The following is a 16,755-nucleotide window of genomic DNA, read 5'->3' on the forward strand; positions in this document are numbered from 1 at the left end:
CGCGGGCACGCCGGAGACGTGCGGTGGCCTCTAGATCCGCAGGAGTTGGAGTTCAGCGAGGGACGGTGGCGCTCGGGCGCCCTCGGGGGACCGGGGCAGCGAGCGGTCGGCACGGGCGGCCGGGGCCGAGGCGCCGGCCGGGTCGGGCGTGAGGGCGGGGAACGTGTGCCCTGCCGGGACGGCGGCCGACGAGCAGGTCCCGTCGGCGTGCTGGGTGTGGCCGCCGTGCGAGTCCATGCCGTGGCAGACGGATTCGTCGGAAAACCCTGCCTGCGTGCTCATCGGCTGAGCCCGGTGGCCGTGGTGGGCGGTGTCCGCCATCCCGGCGGACATGCCACCCGGTCCGAGACCGTGCATCGCGAGGACACCCGCCAGCAGCCCGAGCACGACGAACGCCCGCGCCCACCGGAACGGCGGGTGCGCGTGTCGCTGTTGCTGTGCGCGGGCTGTCACGCCGCCATGCTAACCCGACGGATGTATAGGGGTACGGGGTACCCCTATATTCGCGCCGCGCGCCGTACGCCAGGAGGGCCGTACGCCGGCCGTACCTCAGGAAGTACGGCCGAAGCAGCGTTCCAGCTCATCCAGGTCGTAGAACTTGCTGCCCTTGGACACCGGGTGGCAGCCCGCCCTGAAGGCGGTCTCCTTCTCGTTGTAGAGCATCCGTACGAGGGTGGTGTCGCCCTTGCGGAACACGTCCCACTGGATGTTCGAGGCCATCGGCGCCACCGCCGCGCCCCGCCACGGGTTGTCGTCGTACGTGTACGGCCGCTCGGCGCTCACCCCTCGCGTGCTGCCGGGCAGGCCCATCAGCGCGGCCAGCGGGATGATCTCCTCGGCGTGCGTGAAGCGCAGTTCGGCGCCGAGGGTGCCGGAACCGGGGGTGCCGTCCTGCGCGGTCTCGGCCTTCTTGAAGAAGTCGTCGAGCAGGACGCCCGCCATCCTGTACGTGATGTCGCTGTCGGCGAAGCCGGGGCCCTTCTCGTAGAAGTCCTCGGCGTCGCTCAGGTATCCGAACCAGGCGGCGTCCCGCTGGTTGATGTACCGGTTCATCTGCCAGCCCTTGCCGCCGGGGCTCTCCGCGCTCATGGCCGGGGCGATCCCGTACAGGTTGTAGACCGCCTCGGCCGCGTCCACCGCACTGCCGGCGGTGGTCGCGAACTCGCCGTCGACGACGCGCTGCGCGAAGTCGCGCTTGAAGATCTTCCGCAGTACGTCGGAGGCGGCGCGGTGGGTGGCCGGCTGGTCGGTGATCGACGCGAGGGTGGTGGCGAGGCGTTGGTCGTTCGCGATGTAGTCGCGGTAGGCGGCGCCGCCGGCGGCCTTGTGGAAGTAGAGCAGGTCCTTGTCGGTGCGGCCCGCGCCGATGAGCGGCTTGAGCGCCGGGTCGGTGGCCGCGAGGGTGTCGGCGAAGAGCTGCCCGCTGTCGACGGCGCGGCCCTGTCCGGAGCTGACGACGTCGATCTTCTCGCCGTTCTTCGCGATGTCGGCGAAGAGGCCCGGCAGCCGCTTCTCCATCCGTACGGCGGTGCCGGCGATCTCGCTCCTGCCGCGCCCGCTGAGGTTGCCGTAGCCGACCTTGGCCATGGCGGCGAGCAGGGCCCGTACCTTCGGCCCGAACTCCTCGCCGCGCGCGGTGAGTTGGCCCTCGCTCTCGGCCTGGTCCCACAGCTTGAGGATCAGGTCGCCGTCCGAGCTGTCGGTCGCGGCCCGGGAGCCGTGCCGGGAGACGTTCTCCGTGAACACCGGGACGAAGCCCTTCGGGGGCTGCTGGTAGCTCCGCAGGCTCTGCTGGGGGGCGTACGAGGCCTTGGTGCCGTAGCTGTCTCCGGAGGAGGAACGTTCCGCCGCGTGGGCGGGGAGTGCTGTGGCCAGCAGGGCGCACAGGGGTGCGGCGAGGGCGAGGGCGGTGCGGTTCATGGGCGCATCGTGGGGGGCGTGGATGAACCCCGGGTGGCCGCGGAATGGCGCATGCGGGGCGTACGGGGCATGTGTGCTGTGAGATTCCGGTTGATTGATTCACCTTGTGCTGAAGTTTTGGTGGCTTCTATCATCCAAGTCCCACGTGCGAGACCCCCGGCGAGACCCAGAGGCCCTCCGATGAAGTCGATGAAGACGATGCAGCAGCAGCCCCAGCACCATCTGCCCGTCGACCTTCCTGTCGACCTGCCCGTCGACCTCGACGAAGCCGTCCACCGGTGCCTCGTCGCCGGTTTCGACGGCACCACCGGCGTCCCGGACACCCTCAAGCGGCTCATCGAGCGCGGCCTCGGCGGAGTGATCCTCTTCACCCGCAACGTGCGCGACGCGGACCAGGTCCGCCGCCTCACCGACGAACTGCGCGCCCTGCGCCCCGATCTCCTCGTCGCCATCGACAACGAGGGCGGCGGCATCGGCCACCTCGTCGCCGCGGGCGCCCCCGAGGTGCCCGGCTCGTACGCCCTCGGCGTCGTCGACGACCCGGACCTCACCGCCCGCTGCGCCGACGCCCTCGCCGGTCACCTCGCCTCGCTCGGCATCACCGTCTCGTACGCCCCCGTGGCCGACCTCCAGCACCACCCCGACAACCCGATCGTCCGCACCCGCTCCTTCGGCGCCGATCCGGAACTCGCCGCCCGTCACCTGCGCGCCTGGATCACCGCCACCGAGGCACGCGGCGTCGCCTCCTGCGCCAAGCACTTCCCCGGCCACGGCGGCACGGTGACCGACAGCCACCACGAGATGGCGGTCGACCCGCGGTCGTACGACGAGATCCGCGCCGATGTCGAGCCGTTCCGGGCGGCCGTGGCGGCGGGCGTACCGATGCTGATGAGCGCGCACGTGGTCTACCCGGCGCTGGACCCGGAACGGCCCGCGACCCTCAGTCGCCGCATCCTGGGCGACCTGCTCCGCCACGACCTCGGTTTCGAGGGGGTCCTGGTCAGCGACGCCCTGGAGATGAAGGCGATAGCCGACCGGTACGGCGAGGCGGCCGGCGCCCGGCTCGCCCTCGCCGCGGGCGCCGACCAGGTGATCGTGGCCGTACCGGACCTGGCGACCACCCTGGCCTGCCGGGACGCGGTGATCGGCGCGCTGCGGGACGGCATGCTCGCGGAGGAGCGGGTACGGGAGGCCGCCGGGCGGGTGCGGAAGCTGGCGGAGCGGTACGCGGGCGCGCCGGAGGAGGGCGCGGTCGCGCCGTGGGACGCGGACGCGGGGCTCGACGCGGCTCGGCGGGCGGTGCGGGGCACACTGCGGGGTGCGCGGGCCGGTGGGTTCACGGCGGCGCCAGGTGCGTATGTCGTCGACCTGTTTCCGCCGCCGCATCCCGCGCTGAACTGGGGTGGCGAGGATCTGCTGAGCGAGGTGCGCGCGCTGGATCCCACGGCTGCGGGCATGGTGCTCAACGAGGCTCCGGAGGATCCGGCGGCTCTGGCCGAGGGGATCCTGCGGTGGGCTGTCGGGGTGCCGCTGGTGGTCGCCACGTCGGATGCCGGGCTGTCTCCGTGGCAGGGGGAGCTGCGGGCGGCGCTGGCGGCCGGGCGCAGGGACGCGGTGCTGGTGGACACCGGGTTGCCGGACGGCGGGGGCGCGTTGTGTTCGTACGGGCGCGGGCGGGTCAATCTGCGGGCGCTGGCCGAGGTACTGGTGGGAAGCGGCGTCTGACGCTGCCCCCGTTCCTTTCGGTACCGGCGCCGGTACCGAAAGGAACGGGAACGGAGACGGGCGTCTCGGGCGGTTGGGTCGGTCAGCCGGCGCAGAGCGTCAGGTTGATCGTGGCGCCCCGGGAAACGACCTTCGGCTCGTGCGGGTCGACCGCGATGACCGTGCCCGGCTTGCCCTTCTTGCCGCAGTCCGTCGTTCCGACCGTGCCGAGTTCGAGCCCCACCTTCACCAGGTACTGCTTGGCGAAGTGCAGGCTGAGGCCCTCGAACTCCACCCCCTCCTCGTCGCCCTCCACCAGGATTGTGGCGGCCTGGTTGGAAGTCGGCGTGTTCGGGCTGGTGGCGACGGACGCGGGCTTGGTGGCTACGGACACGGGCTTGGGGGCGTCCGAACCGCCGGTGGCGATGGCGGTGCCGCCACCGGCCACGATGAGGGCGGCGGCGATACCGGCGATGGACGTGTTCCGCCTGCGCCGGGTCCTGCGCACGATGCCGGCGCTGTCGAAGGCGGGTGCGGCGGCGGAGTTCGCGAAGTCGTTCATGGCGTTCACCAGTTCCTCTTCGAAGGGTGCGCCGTCGGTGCAGCGAGTCATCGGGTCCTACCTTCCTTGGGCCCCGTGGGTCCCGTGGGCCCGGGCTGCTGTGGCGACGCCGTTGGGGACGGAGGTGACGGTGAAGGGCCGGAGAGTGCGGAGAACTGGCTTCTGAGCTTGTCGATTCCCCGGGCGAGCTGGGACCGTACGGTGCTCGGCGAGATCCTCAGGTCGGCCGCGATCTCGGCGTCGGAGAGGTCGTGGAAGTACCGCAGCACCACCACCGTGCGCATGCGCATCGGCAGCGACTGAAGGGCCCGTACCAACTGGTCCCTGCTGTCGACCCGCCCGTACTCGTCCCCGAGGGCCGCCCTGTCGCCGGTGTCCTGGTGGGCTCCCGACGGGACCAGCGGAACCAGGCGGCGGAATCTTCGCCAGCGGTCGTTGGCCAGGTTCACCATGATCCGGCGCACATAGGCGTCCGGGGCGTCCTTGGCGGCGACCGTGCGCCACTTGCGGCAGACCCGTTCCAGGGTTTCCTGGACCAGGTCCTCCGCCGCCTCCCGGTTCCCCGTCAGGACGAGGGCACCGCGGAACAAGGACGCCGACCGGGTCGCGACGAACAGGGGGAAATCCATCTCCCCCGACCCGGCTCCTGCCGACTCGGCACCGCCGAGGGCGGCGCCGGGCTTCCACTCGGTTGCCAGATCCACACGCTCCTCCCTTCCTGTCACCACTCCTCGACGTGACAGGCCGCGCATCTGCTGCACGGGCAGGATGTGAGCTGGGTCATAGCGCGAGCGTGGGCCTGTGGTCAGAGGTCCCGGACGATCTCCTTGATTCCCCGCGCCGCCAAGTACTCCGCGTCCTCGGCCCGCTCGGCCGGCACCACCGCCGGGCGCACGTCCTCCGCCCGCAGCCGCATCCACGCCTCGAAGTACGCGCCTCCCGGTCCCGAAATCGAACGGGTCCCCGGTGTGCAGTCGAGCACCAGAGCGGTCGTACGGGGCTCGGCCGGGCGGGGATCGGCGCGCAGCTCGGCGACCGTCTCCGCGAGGGCCTCGGCGATGGGCTTCGGGCGGCCTGTGGAGTCGAACAGGCCGAGTGTGTACTCCAGTTCGGGGAAGTCCGCGAGGGAACGGTCCACGTCGTGGGAGCACCACCAGGTGACTCCGTACAGGTCCGTGCACCCGGTGGCGTTGCGCACGGTCGCGCGGGCGAAGCCGGGGGCGTCGGCCGCCGGGATGTGCGGTTCGGGGGCGCCGGTCTCCTGGACCCAGACGGGCCGGGCGGGGTCGTCGGCGTACGCCTTGGCCAGCTCCACCCCGTACTCCGCGAGATGCTGGACCTGCGGGGAGCGGGGGCCGTAGCGGCGGGCGCAGTCGGCCGAGAACACCCAGGGGTGGACGGTCGTCAGGTCGCCCTTGCGGGCCGAGGCCTCCGGTGTGAAGGGGTGGTCGTCGCTGTACCAGGCGGCGTCGTACGCGGAGTGCGTTACCAGGCCCGCGGCACCCGCCGGGCCCAGTCCTGTGCGCGCGGCGGCCAGCAGGGTGTCCAGGTAGTGGTCGATGTCGGCCACCGTCACCGGGTTGTGTTCGACCAGGTTGTTGAGCTCGTTGCCGAGCTGGAGCCCGAGGAGGTTCGGACGGCCGGCCAGGGCGCCGCCGAGGGTGCGCAGGAGGTTGGCCTGGGCCTCGATCGCCTCCGGGTCCGTGAAGACGTTGCGGTGGTGCCAGCTGCGCGTCCACTCCGGGTAGAAGTCGAAGCTGGAGAGGTGGCCCTGCACGCCGTCCACCATGACGTCGAGGCCCGCCTCCGCCGCCACGTCGACCAGCTGTGCCACCTGGTCGACGGCGGACGCGCGGATCAGCGTGCGGTTCGGCTGGAGCAGTGGCCAGAGCGGGAAGACCCGTACGTGGTCCAGGCCCAGCCCGGCTATCTGGTCGAGATCCTCGCGGGCGAGAGCCGGGTCGAAGTCGTACCAGGAGTGGAACCAGCCCCGGCGCGGCGTGTAGTTGACGCCGAAGCGAGGGGTGGAACGGAGGGCTGAACGGGGGGCGGGGGGAGTGCTCACGGGTCCTCCACGGACGTTCGTGACTGCGCCGGGCCGCGAGTCGGGTCTTGTCCTCGGCGAATGTATGAACCACCATAGTGCGCGATGAGCAATGAATTGAACCAGGATTCGGGTCGGGATTCCGGCCGGGGCGAACACGGTGTTCCGGCGGGCGGCGCCCTTGTCGTCGGGCTCGACGCCGGTGGCACCCGTACGCGCGCCGTGCTGGCGTCCGCCGCCGACGGGCGCCCGCTCGGTGAGGGCGTCGCCGGGCCGGGCAACGCCCTCACCGTCCCCGTACCGCAGCTCACCGAGCACCTCGTCGAGGCCCTCGCCGGGGCGGTGCCCGAGCCGGACCGGCCCCGGGTCGTCGCCGTCGCGGGCGGCTTCGCGGGCGCCGCCGGCACCGCCGACGAACCCGGCCGCGTCAACGCCCGCACCGCGCTGACGGAAGCCCTGCGGCGCCTCGGCATCCACGTCCCCCCGGGCTCGATCCGGATCGGCAGCGACATCGAGGCCGCCTTCGCCGCCGCCCCGGACACCCCTGCCGACGGGCTGGCCCTCGTCGCCGGTACGGGAGCCGTCGCGATGCGCATCACCGCCCGCCACTGCGAGAAGACGGTCGGCGGCGACGGCTGGCTCCTCGGCGACGACGGCGGCGGCTTCTGGATCGGCCGGGAGGCGGTCCGGGTAGCGCTGCGCATGGCGGACCGGCGCGGCGGCGACACGGCTCTGGCGGCCCTGGTGGGGCGGGAGTTGGGGGTGCCGGACGCGGTTCTCCCAGTCGAGGGGGAGCTGTCGGCGTACGAGGGTGAGGGCGGCGCCGGTAGGTCGTGGCCCCGCTCCGCCCGCGAGGCCTATCGCCGGTACGTCCTCCCCGCCGTCATGGCCGAACCGCCGGTCCGGCTGGCCCGGTTCGCCCCGCTGGTCGCCGGGGCGGCCCGGGCGGGGGACGCCCTCGCGCAGGCGATCCTCGACGCGGCGGCCGGTCATCTCGCCGACTGTGTACGGGCGTTGGAGCCGACGCCGGGTGAGTCGGTGGTCGCGACAGGCGGCCTGCTCGGCCCCGGAGGCCCGCTGACCGCCCCGCTGGACCGGCACCTGAGCACCCTCGGCCTGGTCGCGCACTGGGTCCCCGACGGCAGCCGGGGTGCGGTGGCCCTGGCCCGACTCGCCCACGACGGCGCCCCCGCGACGCACCCGGAGAAGAACCAGTGATCCCTCCCAGCCCCCTCTACCGCGACCCCGCCGCCCCGGTCGGTGCCCGCGTAGCCGACCTCCTGGCCCGGATGACCCTGCGTGAGAAGGTCGGTCAGCTCAACCAGCGGATGTACGGCTGGGACGCCTACCGCCGCAGTCCGGACGGCGAGTTCGAGCTGACCCCGGCCCTGTACGAGGAGACCGACCGCTTCGAGGGACTCGGCGCCCTGTACGGACTCCTGCGCGCCGACGCCTGGTCCGGCGTCGACCACTCGACAGGCGCCGACGCGCAGGCGGGCCCGGCGCTGGCCCACCTGGTCCAGCGCCACGTCCTCGAACGCAGCCGCCTCGGCATCCCCGCGCTCTTCGTCGAGGAGGTACCGCACGGCCTCATGGCCCTCGACGGCACGGTCCTCCCCGTCAACCTCGCGGTGGGCGCCACCTGGGACCCGGACCTGTACGAGCGGGCGGCAGCCCACGCCGCCGCCGAACTCCGTGCCAGGGGCGGTCACTTGGCCCTGGTCTCGGCCCTGGACATCGCCCGCGACCCCCGCTGGGGCCGTACGGAGGAGTGCTTCGGCGAGGACCCGTACCTTGCCGCGCGCCTGACTGAGGCGCTGGTGAGAGGCATGCAGGGGGACGTGGAGGAGCGGGGGGTCTTCGCGCCGGACAAGGCCCCGGTGGTCCTGAAGCACTTCGCCGGCCAGGGCGCGACGGTCGGCGGCCGGAACTCTGCCGAGTCGGAGCTGGGTCCCCGTGAACTCCACGAGATCCACCTCCCGGCAGCCAGAGCGGGCGTACGGGCGGGCGCTGCCGCGGTGATGGCCGCGTACAACGAGGTGGACGGCATTCCCTGCTCGGCCAACGGCCCTCTGCTGAACGGGTTGTTGCGCGGCGACGGAGATCGTGATGGCGTGGATCGTGGTGGCTGGGGCTTCGAGGGCCTGGTCATGGCGGACGGCCTGGCGGTGGACCGCCTGGCCCGCATCACCGGCGACAAGGTCTCCGCGGGCGCCCTGGCCCTCAACTCCGGTATCGACCTGAGCCTTTGGGGCGAGGGCTTCACTCACCTGGTGGAGGCGGTGGAACGCGGCCTGGTGAAGGAGTCGGTGCTCGACACGGCCGTGTCCCGGGTCCTGACCCTGAAATTCCGCCTGGGTCTCTTCGAACACCCTTATACGACAACGGAGTTGCCGTCCGCCGAGGCCGGCCGTTCGCTGAGTACAGCCCTGGCGCGCTCCGCCGTCACCCTCCTCCACGACAGGGCGGGAGTCCTGCCCGTCGACCAGGCCGTGGTCTCCCGCATAGCCGTCCTCGGCCCGCACTCCGCCACCACGGCCCACCAACTCGGCGACTACACCGCCCCCCAACGCCCCGGCACCGGAACCAGCGTCCTGGCCGCCCTGAACCACCTCACCCTTCCCGGGACGGAGGTACGCCACGCCCAGGGCTGCGCCCTGACCGGCGACGACCTCTCCGGCATCCCGGAGGCGGTGGCGGTGGCAGCGGTCTCCGACCTGGCGGTGCTGGTCCTGGGCGGCAGCAGTGCCCGTACCCCGGACACGGAGTTCGACGCCAACGGCGCGGCGCGCACGGTCGTCTCGGAGATGACCTGTGGCGAGGGCGTCGACCTGGCCGGCCTGCGCCTGGGCCGGGCCCAGCGCGCCCTGCTGGACGCGGTGACGGCGACGGGCACACCCACGGTGGTCGTCCTGATCCAGGGCCGCCCGCACGCGGTGCCGGAGGCCGCGGAACACGCCGCCGCACTGCTGACGGCCTGGTACCCGGGCCCCTGGGGCGGCGAGGCGATCGCCGAGATCCTCCTCGGCCGCACCGCCCCGACCGGCCGCCTCCCCGTCTCTGTCCCCCGCTCGGCCGCCCAACTCCCCGTCTACTACAACCACAAGGACACCGAGTACGGCTCGTACGTGGACGAGGACGCCGAACCGCAGTACTCCTTCGGGCACGGCCTGACGTACACGACGTTCGAGTACGGCGTCCCGAGGCTCACGGAGGAAGGGCCGGCCCGCTGCGAGGTCGAGGTCACCAACACCGGGGAACGGGCCGGTCGTTCGGTGGTCCAGCTCTACATCCGCCCGCTGCGGACGACGGTGTGGCCGCGCACGCTGGAGCTCCGGGCCTTCCAGGGCGTGGACCTGGCTCCGGGGGAGTGCCGTACGGTCACGTTCGCCCTCACGGAGGAGCAACTCGCCCAGGTTGGCGGGGACTTGGAACGGGCGGTGCTGCCGGGGAGCGTGGAGATCCGGGTGGCGGCGTCGGCGCGGGAGGCGCTGACGGCCGTACCGGTGGCCGTGTCTGCCGGCCCGGCAGGAGGACAAGGTCATGGCGGTGTCCCAGGGGCGTCACAGCAGGACTCGTGATGCGCTGAAACCCGCCGGATATCCCTCTCGTCGCGATGCCGGGTCCGCCATATTGATTTCCGGCGGTCAGGGGCGACGACAAAGCGTGTGGTGCGGGTGAATCCGGTGTTCAAGGTCGAGTCGTACACCTGGAATCCCACCGGAAAGCGTGAGGACGTCGTCGACGTCACTTCCTGGCGCGGGCGGGGATACGACACGATTTACTCGTACGGGAACTACATCGGCGGTGTCGCCGACGAACTCAAGGCGGACGGTGCGCCGAAGATGACGTTCCGGAAGAAGGACGGCCCCGCCGGGAGCGCGTGCGACTGAGCGGGCGTACGGGTCTATGGGGCCACGGGCCCGGGTGAACGGCCGCAGGGTGCCTTGTCGGCGCTCTGCGGCCGTCGCTGTGCCGCCTTCGCTGTGCCGCTCTAGGCCCGGCTGTCGAGCGGCCGGAGGAAGCGGCGCTCGTACCGTTTGATGCAGCGGGTGTCCCGAGCCAGCGCGAACGCTTCCTGGCACTCGGCGTCCGACATGCTGTCCGTGCGGTACTGCTCGTATGCGGCCAGGCTGGGAAAGGAGAACAGGGCGTAGGCGATGTCGCTGTCACCTTCACTCGGCAGGAAGTAGCCGTGGTGGGTCCCGCCGAGACGGTTGACGAGCCGGACCCAGCGGCGACCGTACTCCTCGAAATCCTCAAGCTTGTCGGCGTCGATCTCGTACTTGAGATGGATGGTGATCATGCCTTCATGATCCCGTGCGACGGTCGTGGTGGGCGCCGGGTCAGCCGCCAGGGTGGCCGAGGGTTGCCTCGCCGTCGCGGACGCGGGCGGCGATGGTTCGCGCGCACACCAGGGACTCGGTGTGCGACGTGTCGACCTCCAGGTCGTAGACCACGCCCTCGTGGACGACGTCCGCCTGCGCGGCGGCCATCCCGAGAGCCCGGTCTCCCCGGGCGATCTCGCGGCGCGCGGCTACGGCGCTCTCGCACCGGACGCCGACCCACAGCACGGGCAGGTCACCCACTTCGTCCACTGCGCCAAGAGCCTTGCGCCACCGCTGCTGGGACGCCGCTCCGCCGAGGAAGACGTCGTCGATGACGACCCGGGCACCGGCCCGGACCATCGCCACGACACCTTCCCGCCAGGCCGCCTCCAGCGCCAGGAAGTCCGCCCCGACGCTCACTTCGCCGTCCGTCGTGATCGCGATGCCCGCGTCCGACTCCCGCATCCTCGCGGGCAGGGCCTCCACGAACGAGTCGCACCCGAACGCCAGCCACGGGTCCGGCAGTTCGGCTTGCAGACACCGTACGATCTCGGACTTCCCGGAGCTGGAACCACCGTTGAGAATGATCATCTTGACCGGAGCCCGGTCCCTGTCCTCGTCTCTGTCCTGGTCCTGGTCCTGGTCCTGGTCCTGAATCGGAATCGCCACCGCGCCACACTAGGGCGCCCGCCGCGGGGAACGAAACGAATTCCGGCCGGGGCGGGCTGTCCCCTGGTGCGAGGCGGCGGAGTCACCTGCGGCGGTTCACCCGGCGAGTTCGGCCGGTTCGCGAGCCGTGTCAGCTTCCCGGGAACGCGACAACTGCTACGGCATGTGGGGGAGTGCGGGTTTCCGGGCCAGGAAGGTGGCGACGGTCCGCTTCACCACCTCGCCGGGCTCCTGCACCAGTCGCGAGGTGATCACGAATCCTGCCCGGTTGAGCAATTCGGCGATCTTCTCGGCCGGGAGCAGGTGCGACTCGTAGGACACCGGGTGCCCGCCGTACGCCTGGGTCGTCCGTAGGCGCAGATACTCCTCGTCTCCCACGTACCCGGCCAGCATCAGGAGACCGCCGGGCGCGAGCGTGCGGTGGAACTCGGCGTACACGACCGGCAGTTGCTCGGGTGGGGTGTGGTGGGTGGAGTAGTAGGCGAGGATGCCGCCGAGTTCGCCGTCCCGGAGCGCGAGGGCGGTCATCGAGCCCACGGTGAAGCTCAGGTGGGGGTGGGCCCGGCCGGCCAGCTCGATCATCTTCGGCGACAGGTCGACGCCGAACGCGGGCACGCCCAGGGCTGCCAGGTGCGCGGTCACCTTGCCGGGCCCGCATCCCAGGTCCGCGACCGGGCCGAGGCCGGCCGTCTGCACGGACTCGGCGAACGCGGCCAGCATTGCCCGCGACAGTGGGTCCAACTCCTCCGGATTCTTGACGAGTTGGACGTAGGCGGCGGCGACGGTGTCGTACGAGTCGCGGATCGCGGTGAGGTGGGAGGGGGCGGATTCGTGGGTCACGCGGGGGACTCTAGAGGAGGGGGCCGACAAGCACGCCGAACCGGCCTGCGGCCACGGCGGAGGCGAAGCCGGCCGGCTGTGGGTGAGTGGGAGCGCCGGTCCGTGCGGGGCTTCGCTGTCGCGGACGGCGATCGTCATGTCATCGACGACGCCGTCCTCGGCGTACTGGGCTCCCGCATCGGAGAACGACGACTTCCACCGGACCCTTCTCGCCTCGGGCTCGGCGCACTGCGATCAAGCCGCCTGTGAGTACGCCGTGGTGGCTTCGTCGTGAAGATCGGGAGCTACCATGGCTGGCGCTCCGGCCTTTCCGGTTTCCGGCATCGGGCAATTCGTCCGATCGTTCCGGTGGTCTCGGACACGGACGAAGGCATGGTGTACGCCGTACACCTCATGGTGGGAATACGGTGGGTGGACGCTGTGCACCCGTCCAAGGGGAGGGTGGCGGCTCCGGGCCCTGCCCGGTACGAGAGGGAGGGGATGGTGGAGATGGCCACGCAGGCCGACGCCGCCGTGCAGCCCCGTGTGCCCCTGAGCAGAAAGCGGCTTCTGGGCGCCGCTGTCACCCTGGCCGACGAAGGCGGGGTCGATGCGCTCAGCATGCGCAGGATCGCGCAGGCGCTCGGCGTCGTGCCCATGGCGCTGTACAAGCATGTGGCCAACAAGAACGAGCTGCTGGACGGCATGATCGACGTCCTCGTCGGCGAGATCGATCCGCCGGCCGCCGACGTCGACTGGAAGACCGCCGTCCGCCGACGGGTGCTGTCGGCCCGCCGTATGCTGCTGCGCCACCCGTGGGCGTCCGGGGTCATCGAGTCGCGGATCAAGGCGCGGTCCGCCCCCACCCCTGCGGTGATGGAGTATCTGGACTCGATGATCGGGATCTTCCGGGCCGGGGGGTTCTCGATCGACCTGGTCCATCACGCGATGCATGTGATGGGCAGCCGTCTGCTGGGCTTCTCCCAGGAACTGTTCGAGGACGGCTCCGGCCGTGAGCCGGATCCGGACGCGATGCCGCCCGAGGAGATGGCCGCGCGCTACCCCCACATCACCGAACTGGCCATGGCGGTCGCCCACGACAACGAGTCCGTCGTCGGCTCGGGCTGCGACGACCAGTTCGAGTTCGAGTTCGCTCTGGACCTGACGCTGGACGGCCTTGAGCGGCTCCGGGGCGCGAGCTGACCCACCGGTGAAGGGTCCGGCGGCATCAGCCCGAGGCTTTCGTTCGTCATAGCCGCTGCCGCTGCCGCTGCCGCTGCCGCTGCCGCTGCCGCTGCCGCTGCCGCTGCCGCTGCCGCTGCCGCTGCCGTCGCCCACCCCACCCCGCCCCACCTCTTCTCCCCTGCTGTGCGCCTCGAACTCGTGCCTCTTCGCCCCTTGACGGGTGTACGGCGTACACCTACGTTGCTCATCAGAGGTGTACGCCGTACACCTTCAAGGATCTGCTGATCGGTCGGTGCCGTACCCGGCGAGGACGGCGAGCGGCGATCGGTCACGAGGTGATGGGGGAAATCCGATGAAAGCGATCGTTCAGGAGCGGTTCGGCCCGCCGGACGTCCTGCGACTGGCGGACGCCGACCGGCCCGAGGTCGGCGCCGGCCAGGTGCTGGTGCGGGTGCGCGCCGCCGCACTGAACCCCTACGACTGGCACATGATGCGTGGCGACCCGTTCATGGCGCGGCTGACGGGAGCCGTGGGACTGACCCGGCCGAAGTCCCGGGTGGCCGGGATCGACGCGGCCGGACAGGTGGAGGCGGTCGGCGACGACGTGCGCGGACTCCAGCCCGGCGACGAGGTCCTGGGCTTCTGTCCGGGCGCCTTCGCCGAGTACGCGGTCACCACCGCGGACCTGCTGGTGCCCAAGCCCGCGACCCTGACCTTCGAGCAGGCAGCAGCCGTGCCGGTGGCGGCGGTGACCGCCCTGCGCGGCATCCGGACCGTGGGCCAGGTACAGGCCGGGCAGCGGGTGCTGGTCAACGGAGCGGCCGGCGGTGTGGGCACGTTCGCCGTCCAGATCGCCGCGGCCCTGTCCGCGGAGGTCACCGGGGTGTGCAGCGCCCGCAATGTCGAGCTGGTGCGCTCGCTGGGCGCCGCGCACGTCGTCGACTACACCCGGGAGGACTTCACCGACGGGCGCGAGCGCTACGACGTGATCCTGGACAACGTGGGCAACCGCCCGCTGAGCCGGCTGCGCCGGGCGCTCACCCCGACAGGGACCCTGGTGGCCAACGGTGGCGGCTCGCCCGGCCATGTGTTCGGAGCGATGGGCTCCATGCTGCGACTGATCGCGGTCAACGCGTTCGTCCGGCAGCAGCTCCGCGTGATCCTCCCGGCGACCCCGGCCGGGCCGGCCCACGAGGACCTCCTCGCCGTCACCGCGCTCATCGAGTCCGGCAGGCTCACCCCGGTGGTCGACCGGACCTACCCCCTGACCGACGTGGCCGAGGGCGTGCGCCATGTCGAGCGGGGCCATGCCCGCGGCAAGGCCGTGGTCACGGTGCCGTGAGCGCGCTGTACCGGCTCGGCCCCGCCTTCGACCACTCGCACGATCGGCGCGCGCCTCGTGACCCGGCGCGGGCGGGTCGCTCCGGACCACGGCCACGATCAGTACGTGACGACGATCCCGGCGCCGTCCCAGGACTGGCTGGCGCTGGTCGAGCGTGGCGCCCCGTGTCGCATTCGCCTTGTCTTCGCACCGCTCACCCTTACGGCCGACCAGGCGGAGACCGACGTGGTGGATTCTCGCCCACTCGCAGAACCGCCCCCCCCCGCTCCCCGTTCAGATCTTCACAGCCCCCGCGGCCACCCCCCGATAGAACCACCGCTGCGTGATCACGAACAGCACCAGTACCGGGATCACCGAGATCACCGAACCGGCCATCACCATCCGCTGGTCGTAGCCGAACGACGACGACTGGAGCCGTGAAAGGCCCAGCGTCAGCGTCATGTTGCTCTCGGAGCGCAGCACGATCAGCGGCCACAGGAAGTCGTCCCAGGCGCTGATGAACGTGTTGATGACGACCACCATGATCGCGCCCCACGCGGACGGCAGATACAGGTACTTGAAGCGCTGCCACTCGTTCGCGCCGTCCAGCATCGCCGAGTCCTCGATCTCGCGCGGGACCGCGAGGAACGCGCCGCGCATGAGGAGGACGTTGATCGCGCCGACGAAGCCCGGCAGCCACACGCCGGCCAGGCTGTCGACCAGACCCAGGTCGCGGATGCTGATGAACAGCGAGACCATGATCGACTCGAAGGGGAACATCATCGAGGCGATCAGCACCACCCAGACCGCCTTGCGGCCCTTCCAGGAGGACTTGGAGAGCATGTAGCCGGCCGTCGTGGAGAAGACCAGCTGGCTGGTGATCGACAGGGCGACCACGATCAGGCTGTTCTTGATGTACGACCACACCGGCACCTGGTCGAAGACCGTCCGGTACGCGCGCAGGGTCGGGTGGTGCGGCAGCAGGGTGGCGTTCGCGCCGAAGACGTCCTCGCTCGTGCCCTTCAGGGAGGCCAGCAGCTGCCACAGCAGCGGGCCCACGGTGAGGCCGAGTACCAGAATGAGGAGCAGATAGCGGACGACCAGCTCGCGCGGGCGGCCGTAGTCGCGCCAACGCGGCATCAGGCGACGGCCCTTGGGCTCGACGACGGTCGTCGTCATGACTCGTCCTCCTTGGTCAGGCGCTGCGCCAGCAGGGTCAGGCCCAGGGTGAGTGCGAACAGGGCCACGCTGACGGCCGAGCCGTAGCCGGCGTTGCCGGTGATCGGGTCCAGGCCGACGTCCCGGATGTAGAAGGGCAGGGTGCGGTCGGCGCCGCCGGGGCCGCCGGTGGAGCTGCCGAGCATGTAGATCTCGGTGAAGACCCGCAGGGAGCCGATGCCGGTGAGGGTGCCGACGAGCATCATGGCCGTCCGGACGCCGGGGATCGTGATGTTCCAGAAGCGGCGGACCGCACCGGCGCCGTCCATCTGGGCGGCCTCGTGCAGTTCCTTGGGCACGTTCCCGAGGGCGGCCAGGTAGAAGACCATGTACCAGCCGAGGCCCTTCCACAGGGTCAGGCCCATCGCGGAGAGCAGGATCAGCCACGAGTCGGAGAGGAAGGGGATCGCCGACCTGATCAGGTGGGCTTTCTCCAGCCAGGTGTTGACCAGGCCGTCGTCCGCGAGCAGCCACTGCCAGCTCAGGCCCACGACCACGCTGGAGGCGAGCACCGGCGTGTAGAAGGCGGAGCGGAAGAAGCCGATGCCGGGCAGGTTCTTCTCCACCAGGACGGCGAGCATCAGCGGCAGCAGCACCATCAGCGGCACGACGATCACCGCGTACAGGATGCTGTTGCGGGTCGCGAGCCAGAAGTCGTCGTCCTGGAGCATCCGCGTGTAGTTGTCGAGTCCGACGAAACTCGCGGCGCCGCCCAGCGGCTTGGCGTTGGTGAACGACAGCAGGACCGTGTTGAGGAAGGGGAACACCCCGAAGACCACCGCGCACACGATCGCGGGGGCGGTCCACAGCCACGGCAGCCACCAACGGCGGTACATGGCCGCTCCGTTGGCCCCGGGAGCGGGACCGGGCAGCGCGGCCCTGGCGAGCCGGCGGAGGCGGGAGGGAGAAGGGGGCGGGGCCGGGGCCGGCGTGGAGGCCGGGGCCTCTACGCCGGACGCCGGGTTCGTGATCTGTGCCGTCACCG

General features: G+C 71.3%; 16 protein-coding genes. 6 read left to right on the forward strand and 10 right to left on the reverse strand.

Annotated elements, in window-relative coordinates; all coding sequences use genetic code 11:
• Window positions 1–30: 30 nt before the first annotated feature.
• Together OG595_RS24845 and OG595_RS24850 are read right to left on the reverse strand one after the other, a co-directional pair.
• Window positions 31–453: a DUF6153 family protein gene (locus OG595_RS24845; protein WP_329275567.1), complete on the reverse strand. Its 423-nt coding sequence runs from the start codon at window positions 451–453 to the stop codon at window positions 31–33.
• A gap of 96 nt (window positions 454–549) precedes the next feature.
• Complete coding sequence (locus OG595_RS24850) at window positions 550–1,920, reverse strand: histidine-type phosphatase (protein WP_329275569.1); 1,371 nt, start codon at window positions 1,918–1,920, stop codon at window positions 550–552.
• Window positions 1,921–2,109: 189 nt separating this feature from the next.
• On the opposite strand from OG595_RS24850, the gene nagZ reads away from it, so the two are divergent.
• Complete coding sequence (gene nagZ / locus OG595_RS24855) at window positions 2,110–3,645, forward strand: beta-N-acetylhexosaminidase (protein WP_329275571.1); 1,536 nt, start codon at window positions 2,110–2,112, stop codon at window positions 3,643–3,645.
• Between the two features lie 82 nt (window positions 3,646–3,727).
• On the opposite strand, the gene OG595_RS24860 is transcribed toward nagZ, so the two are convergent.
• From OG595_RS24860 to OG595_RS24870, 3 genes are all read right to left on the reverse strand, one after another.
• Complete coding sequence (locus tag OG595_RS24860) at window positions 3,728–4,237, reverse strand: PASTA domain-containing protein (protein WP_329275573.1); 510 nt, start codon at window positions 4,235–4,237, stop codon at window positions 3,728–3,730.
• Complete coding sequence (locus OG595_RS24865; RefSeq protein WP_329275576.1) at window positions 4,234–4,890, reverse strand: SigE family RNA polymerase sigma factor; 657 nt, start codon at window positions 4,888–4,890, stop codon at window positions 4,234–4,236. The genes OG595_RS24860 and OG595_RS24865 overlap by 4 nt, the downstream gene beginning before the upstream one ends.
• A gap of 101 nt (window positions 4,891–4,991) precedes the next feature.
• Window positions 4,992–6,251 (reverse strand): glycoside hydrolase 5 family protein, encoded by a 1,260-nt coding sequence (locus tag OG595_RS24870; protein WP_329275579.1) that lies wholly within the window; start codon window positions 6,249–6,251, stop codon window positions 4,992–4,994.
• 84 nt (window positions 6,252–6,335) lie between these two features.
• Between OG595_RS24870 and OG595_RS24875 the strand changes: the two genes are divergently transcribed.
• The 3 genes from OG595_RS24875 (at window position 6,336) to OG595_RS24885 (ending at window position 10,123) form a co-directional block, all read left to right on the forward strand.
• On the forward strand, window positions 6,336–7,448 hold the full coding sequence (locus OG595_RS24875) for a BadF/BadG/BcrA/BcrD ATPase family protein (RefSeq protein WP_329275581.1): 1,113 nt from the start codon (window positions 6,336–6,338) through the stop codon (window positions 7,446–7,448).
• Between the two features lie 71 nt (window positions 7,449–7,519).
• Window positions 7,520–9,811 (forward strand): glycoside hydrolase family 3 N-terminal domain-containing protein, encoded by a 2,292-nt coding sequence (locus OG595_RS24880; protein ID WP_329283163.1) that lies wholly within the window; start codon window positions 7,520–7,522, stop codon window positions 9,809–9,811.
• A 90-nt stretch (window positions 9,812–9,901) separates the two neighbouring features.
• Window positions 9,902–10,123: a hypothetical protein gene (locus tag OG595_RS24885; protein ID WP_329275583.1), complete on the forward strand. Its 222-nt coding sequence runs from the start codon at window positions 9,902–9,904 to the stop codon at window positions 10,121–10,123.
• A gap of 101 nt (window positions 10,124–10,224) precedes the next feature.
• On the opposite strand, the gene OG595_RS24890 is transcribed toward OG595_RS24885, so the two are convergent.
• The 3 genes from OG595_RS24890 to OG595_RS24900 all read right to left on the reverse strand — a co-directional run bounded on the left by OG595_RS24890 (window position 10,225) and on the right by OG595_RS24900 (window position 12,067).
• On the reverse strand, window positions 10,225–10,536 hold the full coding sequence (locus tag OG595_RS24890) for an NIPSNAP family protein (protein ID WP_329275585.1): 312 nt from the start codon (window positions 10,534–10,536) through the stop codon (window positions 10,225–10,227).
• 40 nt (window positions 10,537–10,576) lie between these two features.
• Window positions 10,577–11,149, reverse strand: a complete 573-nt coding sequence (gene cpt / locus OG595_RS24895; protein WP_329283165.1) for a chloramphenicol phosphotransferase CPT — start codon at window positions 11,147–11,149, stop codon at window positions 10,577–10,579.
• 234 nt (window positions 11,150–11,383) lie between these two features.
• Complete coding sequence (locus tag OG595_RS24900) at window positions 11,384–12,067, reverse strand: class I SAM-dependent methyltransferase (protein WP_329275588.1); 684 nt, start codon at window positions 12,065–12,067, stop codon at window positions 11,384–11,386.
• Window positions 12,068–12,547: 480 nt separating this feature from the next.
• On the opposite strand from OG595_RS24900, the gene OG595_RS24905 reads away from it, so the two are divergent.
• A complete protein-coding gene (locus tag OG595_RS24905; RefSeq protein ID WP_329275591.1) occupies window positions 12,548–13,249 on the forward strand; it encodes a TetR/AcrR family transcriptional regulator C-terminal domain-containing protein in 702 nt (233 codons plus the stop codon).
• Window positions 13,250–13,583: 334 nt separating this feature from the next.
• Window positions 13,584–14,573, forward strand: a complete 990-nt coding sequence (locus OG595_RS24910) for an NAD(P)-dependent alcohol dehydrogenase (RefSeq protein WP_329275593.1) — start codon at window positions 13,584–13,586, stop codon at window positions 14,571–14,573.
• A 273-nt stretch (window positions 14,574–14,846) separates the two neighbouring features.
• Here the strand turns inward: OG595_RS24910 and OG595_RS24915 are convergent, their stop codons facing one another.
• Window positions 14,847–15,731: a carbohydrate ABC transporter permease gene (locus OG595_RS24915; RefSeq protein WP_329275594.1), complete on the reverse strand. Its 885-nt coding sequence runs from the start codon at window positions 15,729–15,731 to the stop codon at window positions 14,847–14,849.
• The gene (locus tag OG595_RS24920; RefSeq protein WP_329275595.1) at window positions 15,728–16,753 is read right to left on the reverse strand and encodes a carbohydrate ABC transporter permease; all 1,026 of its coding nucleotides are present in this window, start codon (window positions 16,751–16,753) and stop codon (window positions 15,728–15,730) included. The genes OG595_RS24915 and OG595_RS24920 overlap by 4 nt, the downstream gene beginning before the upstream one ends.
• Between the last annotated feature and the right edge of the window lie 2 nt (window positions 16,754–16,755).

Origin of the sequence: Streptomyces sp. NBC_01451, assembly GCF_036227485.1 — a bacterium.
Classification (GTDB): domain Bacteria; phylum Actinomycetota; class Actinomycetes; order Streptomycetales; family Streptomycetaceae; genus Streptomyces.

Bases quoted from the DNA above. Each gene is read 5' to 3' on its own strand.
- OG595_RS24850 (WP_329275569.1), bottom strand. From the start codon at position 1,920: ATGAACCGCACCGCCCTCGCCCTCGCCGCACCCCTGTGCGCCCTGCTG.
- nagZ (WP_329275571.1), top strand. From the start codon at position 2,110: ATGAAGACGATGCAGCAGCAGCCCCAGCACCATCTGCCCGTCGACCTT.
- OG595_RS24860 (WP_329275573.1), bottom strand. From the start codon at position 4,237: ATGACTCGCTGCACCGACGGCGCACCCTTCGAAGAGGAACTGGTGAAC.
- OG595_RS24875 (WP_329275581.1), top strand. From the start codon at position 6,336: ATGAGCAATGAATTGAACCAGGATTCGGGTCGGGATTCCGGCCGGGGC.
- OG595_RS24880 (WP_329283163.1), top strand. From the start codon at position 7,520: ATGACCCTGCGTGAGAAGGTCGGTCAGCTCAACCAGCGGATGTACGGC.
- OG595_RS24890 (WP_329275585.1), bottom strand. From the start codon at position 10,536: ATGATCACCATCCATCTCAAGTACGAGATCGACGCCGACAAGCTTGAG.
- cpt (WP_329283165.1), bottom strand. From the start codon at position 11,149: ATGATCATTCTCAACGGTGGTTCCAGCTCCGGGAAGTCCGAGATCGTA.
- OG595_RS24905 (WP_329275591.1), top strand. From the start codon at position 12,548: ATGGTGGAGATGGCCACGCAGGCCGACGCCGCCGTGCAGCCCCGTGTG.
- OG595_RS24910 (WP_329275593.1), top strand. From the start codon at position 13,584: ATGAAAGCGATCGTTCAGGAGCGGTTCGGCCCGCCGGACGTCCTGCGA.
- OG595_RS24915 (WP_329275594.1), bottom strand. From the start codon at position 15,731: ATGACGACGACCGTCGTCGAGCCCAAGGGCCGTCGCCTGATGCCGCGT.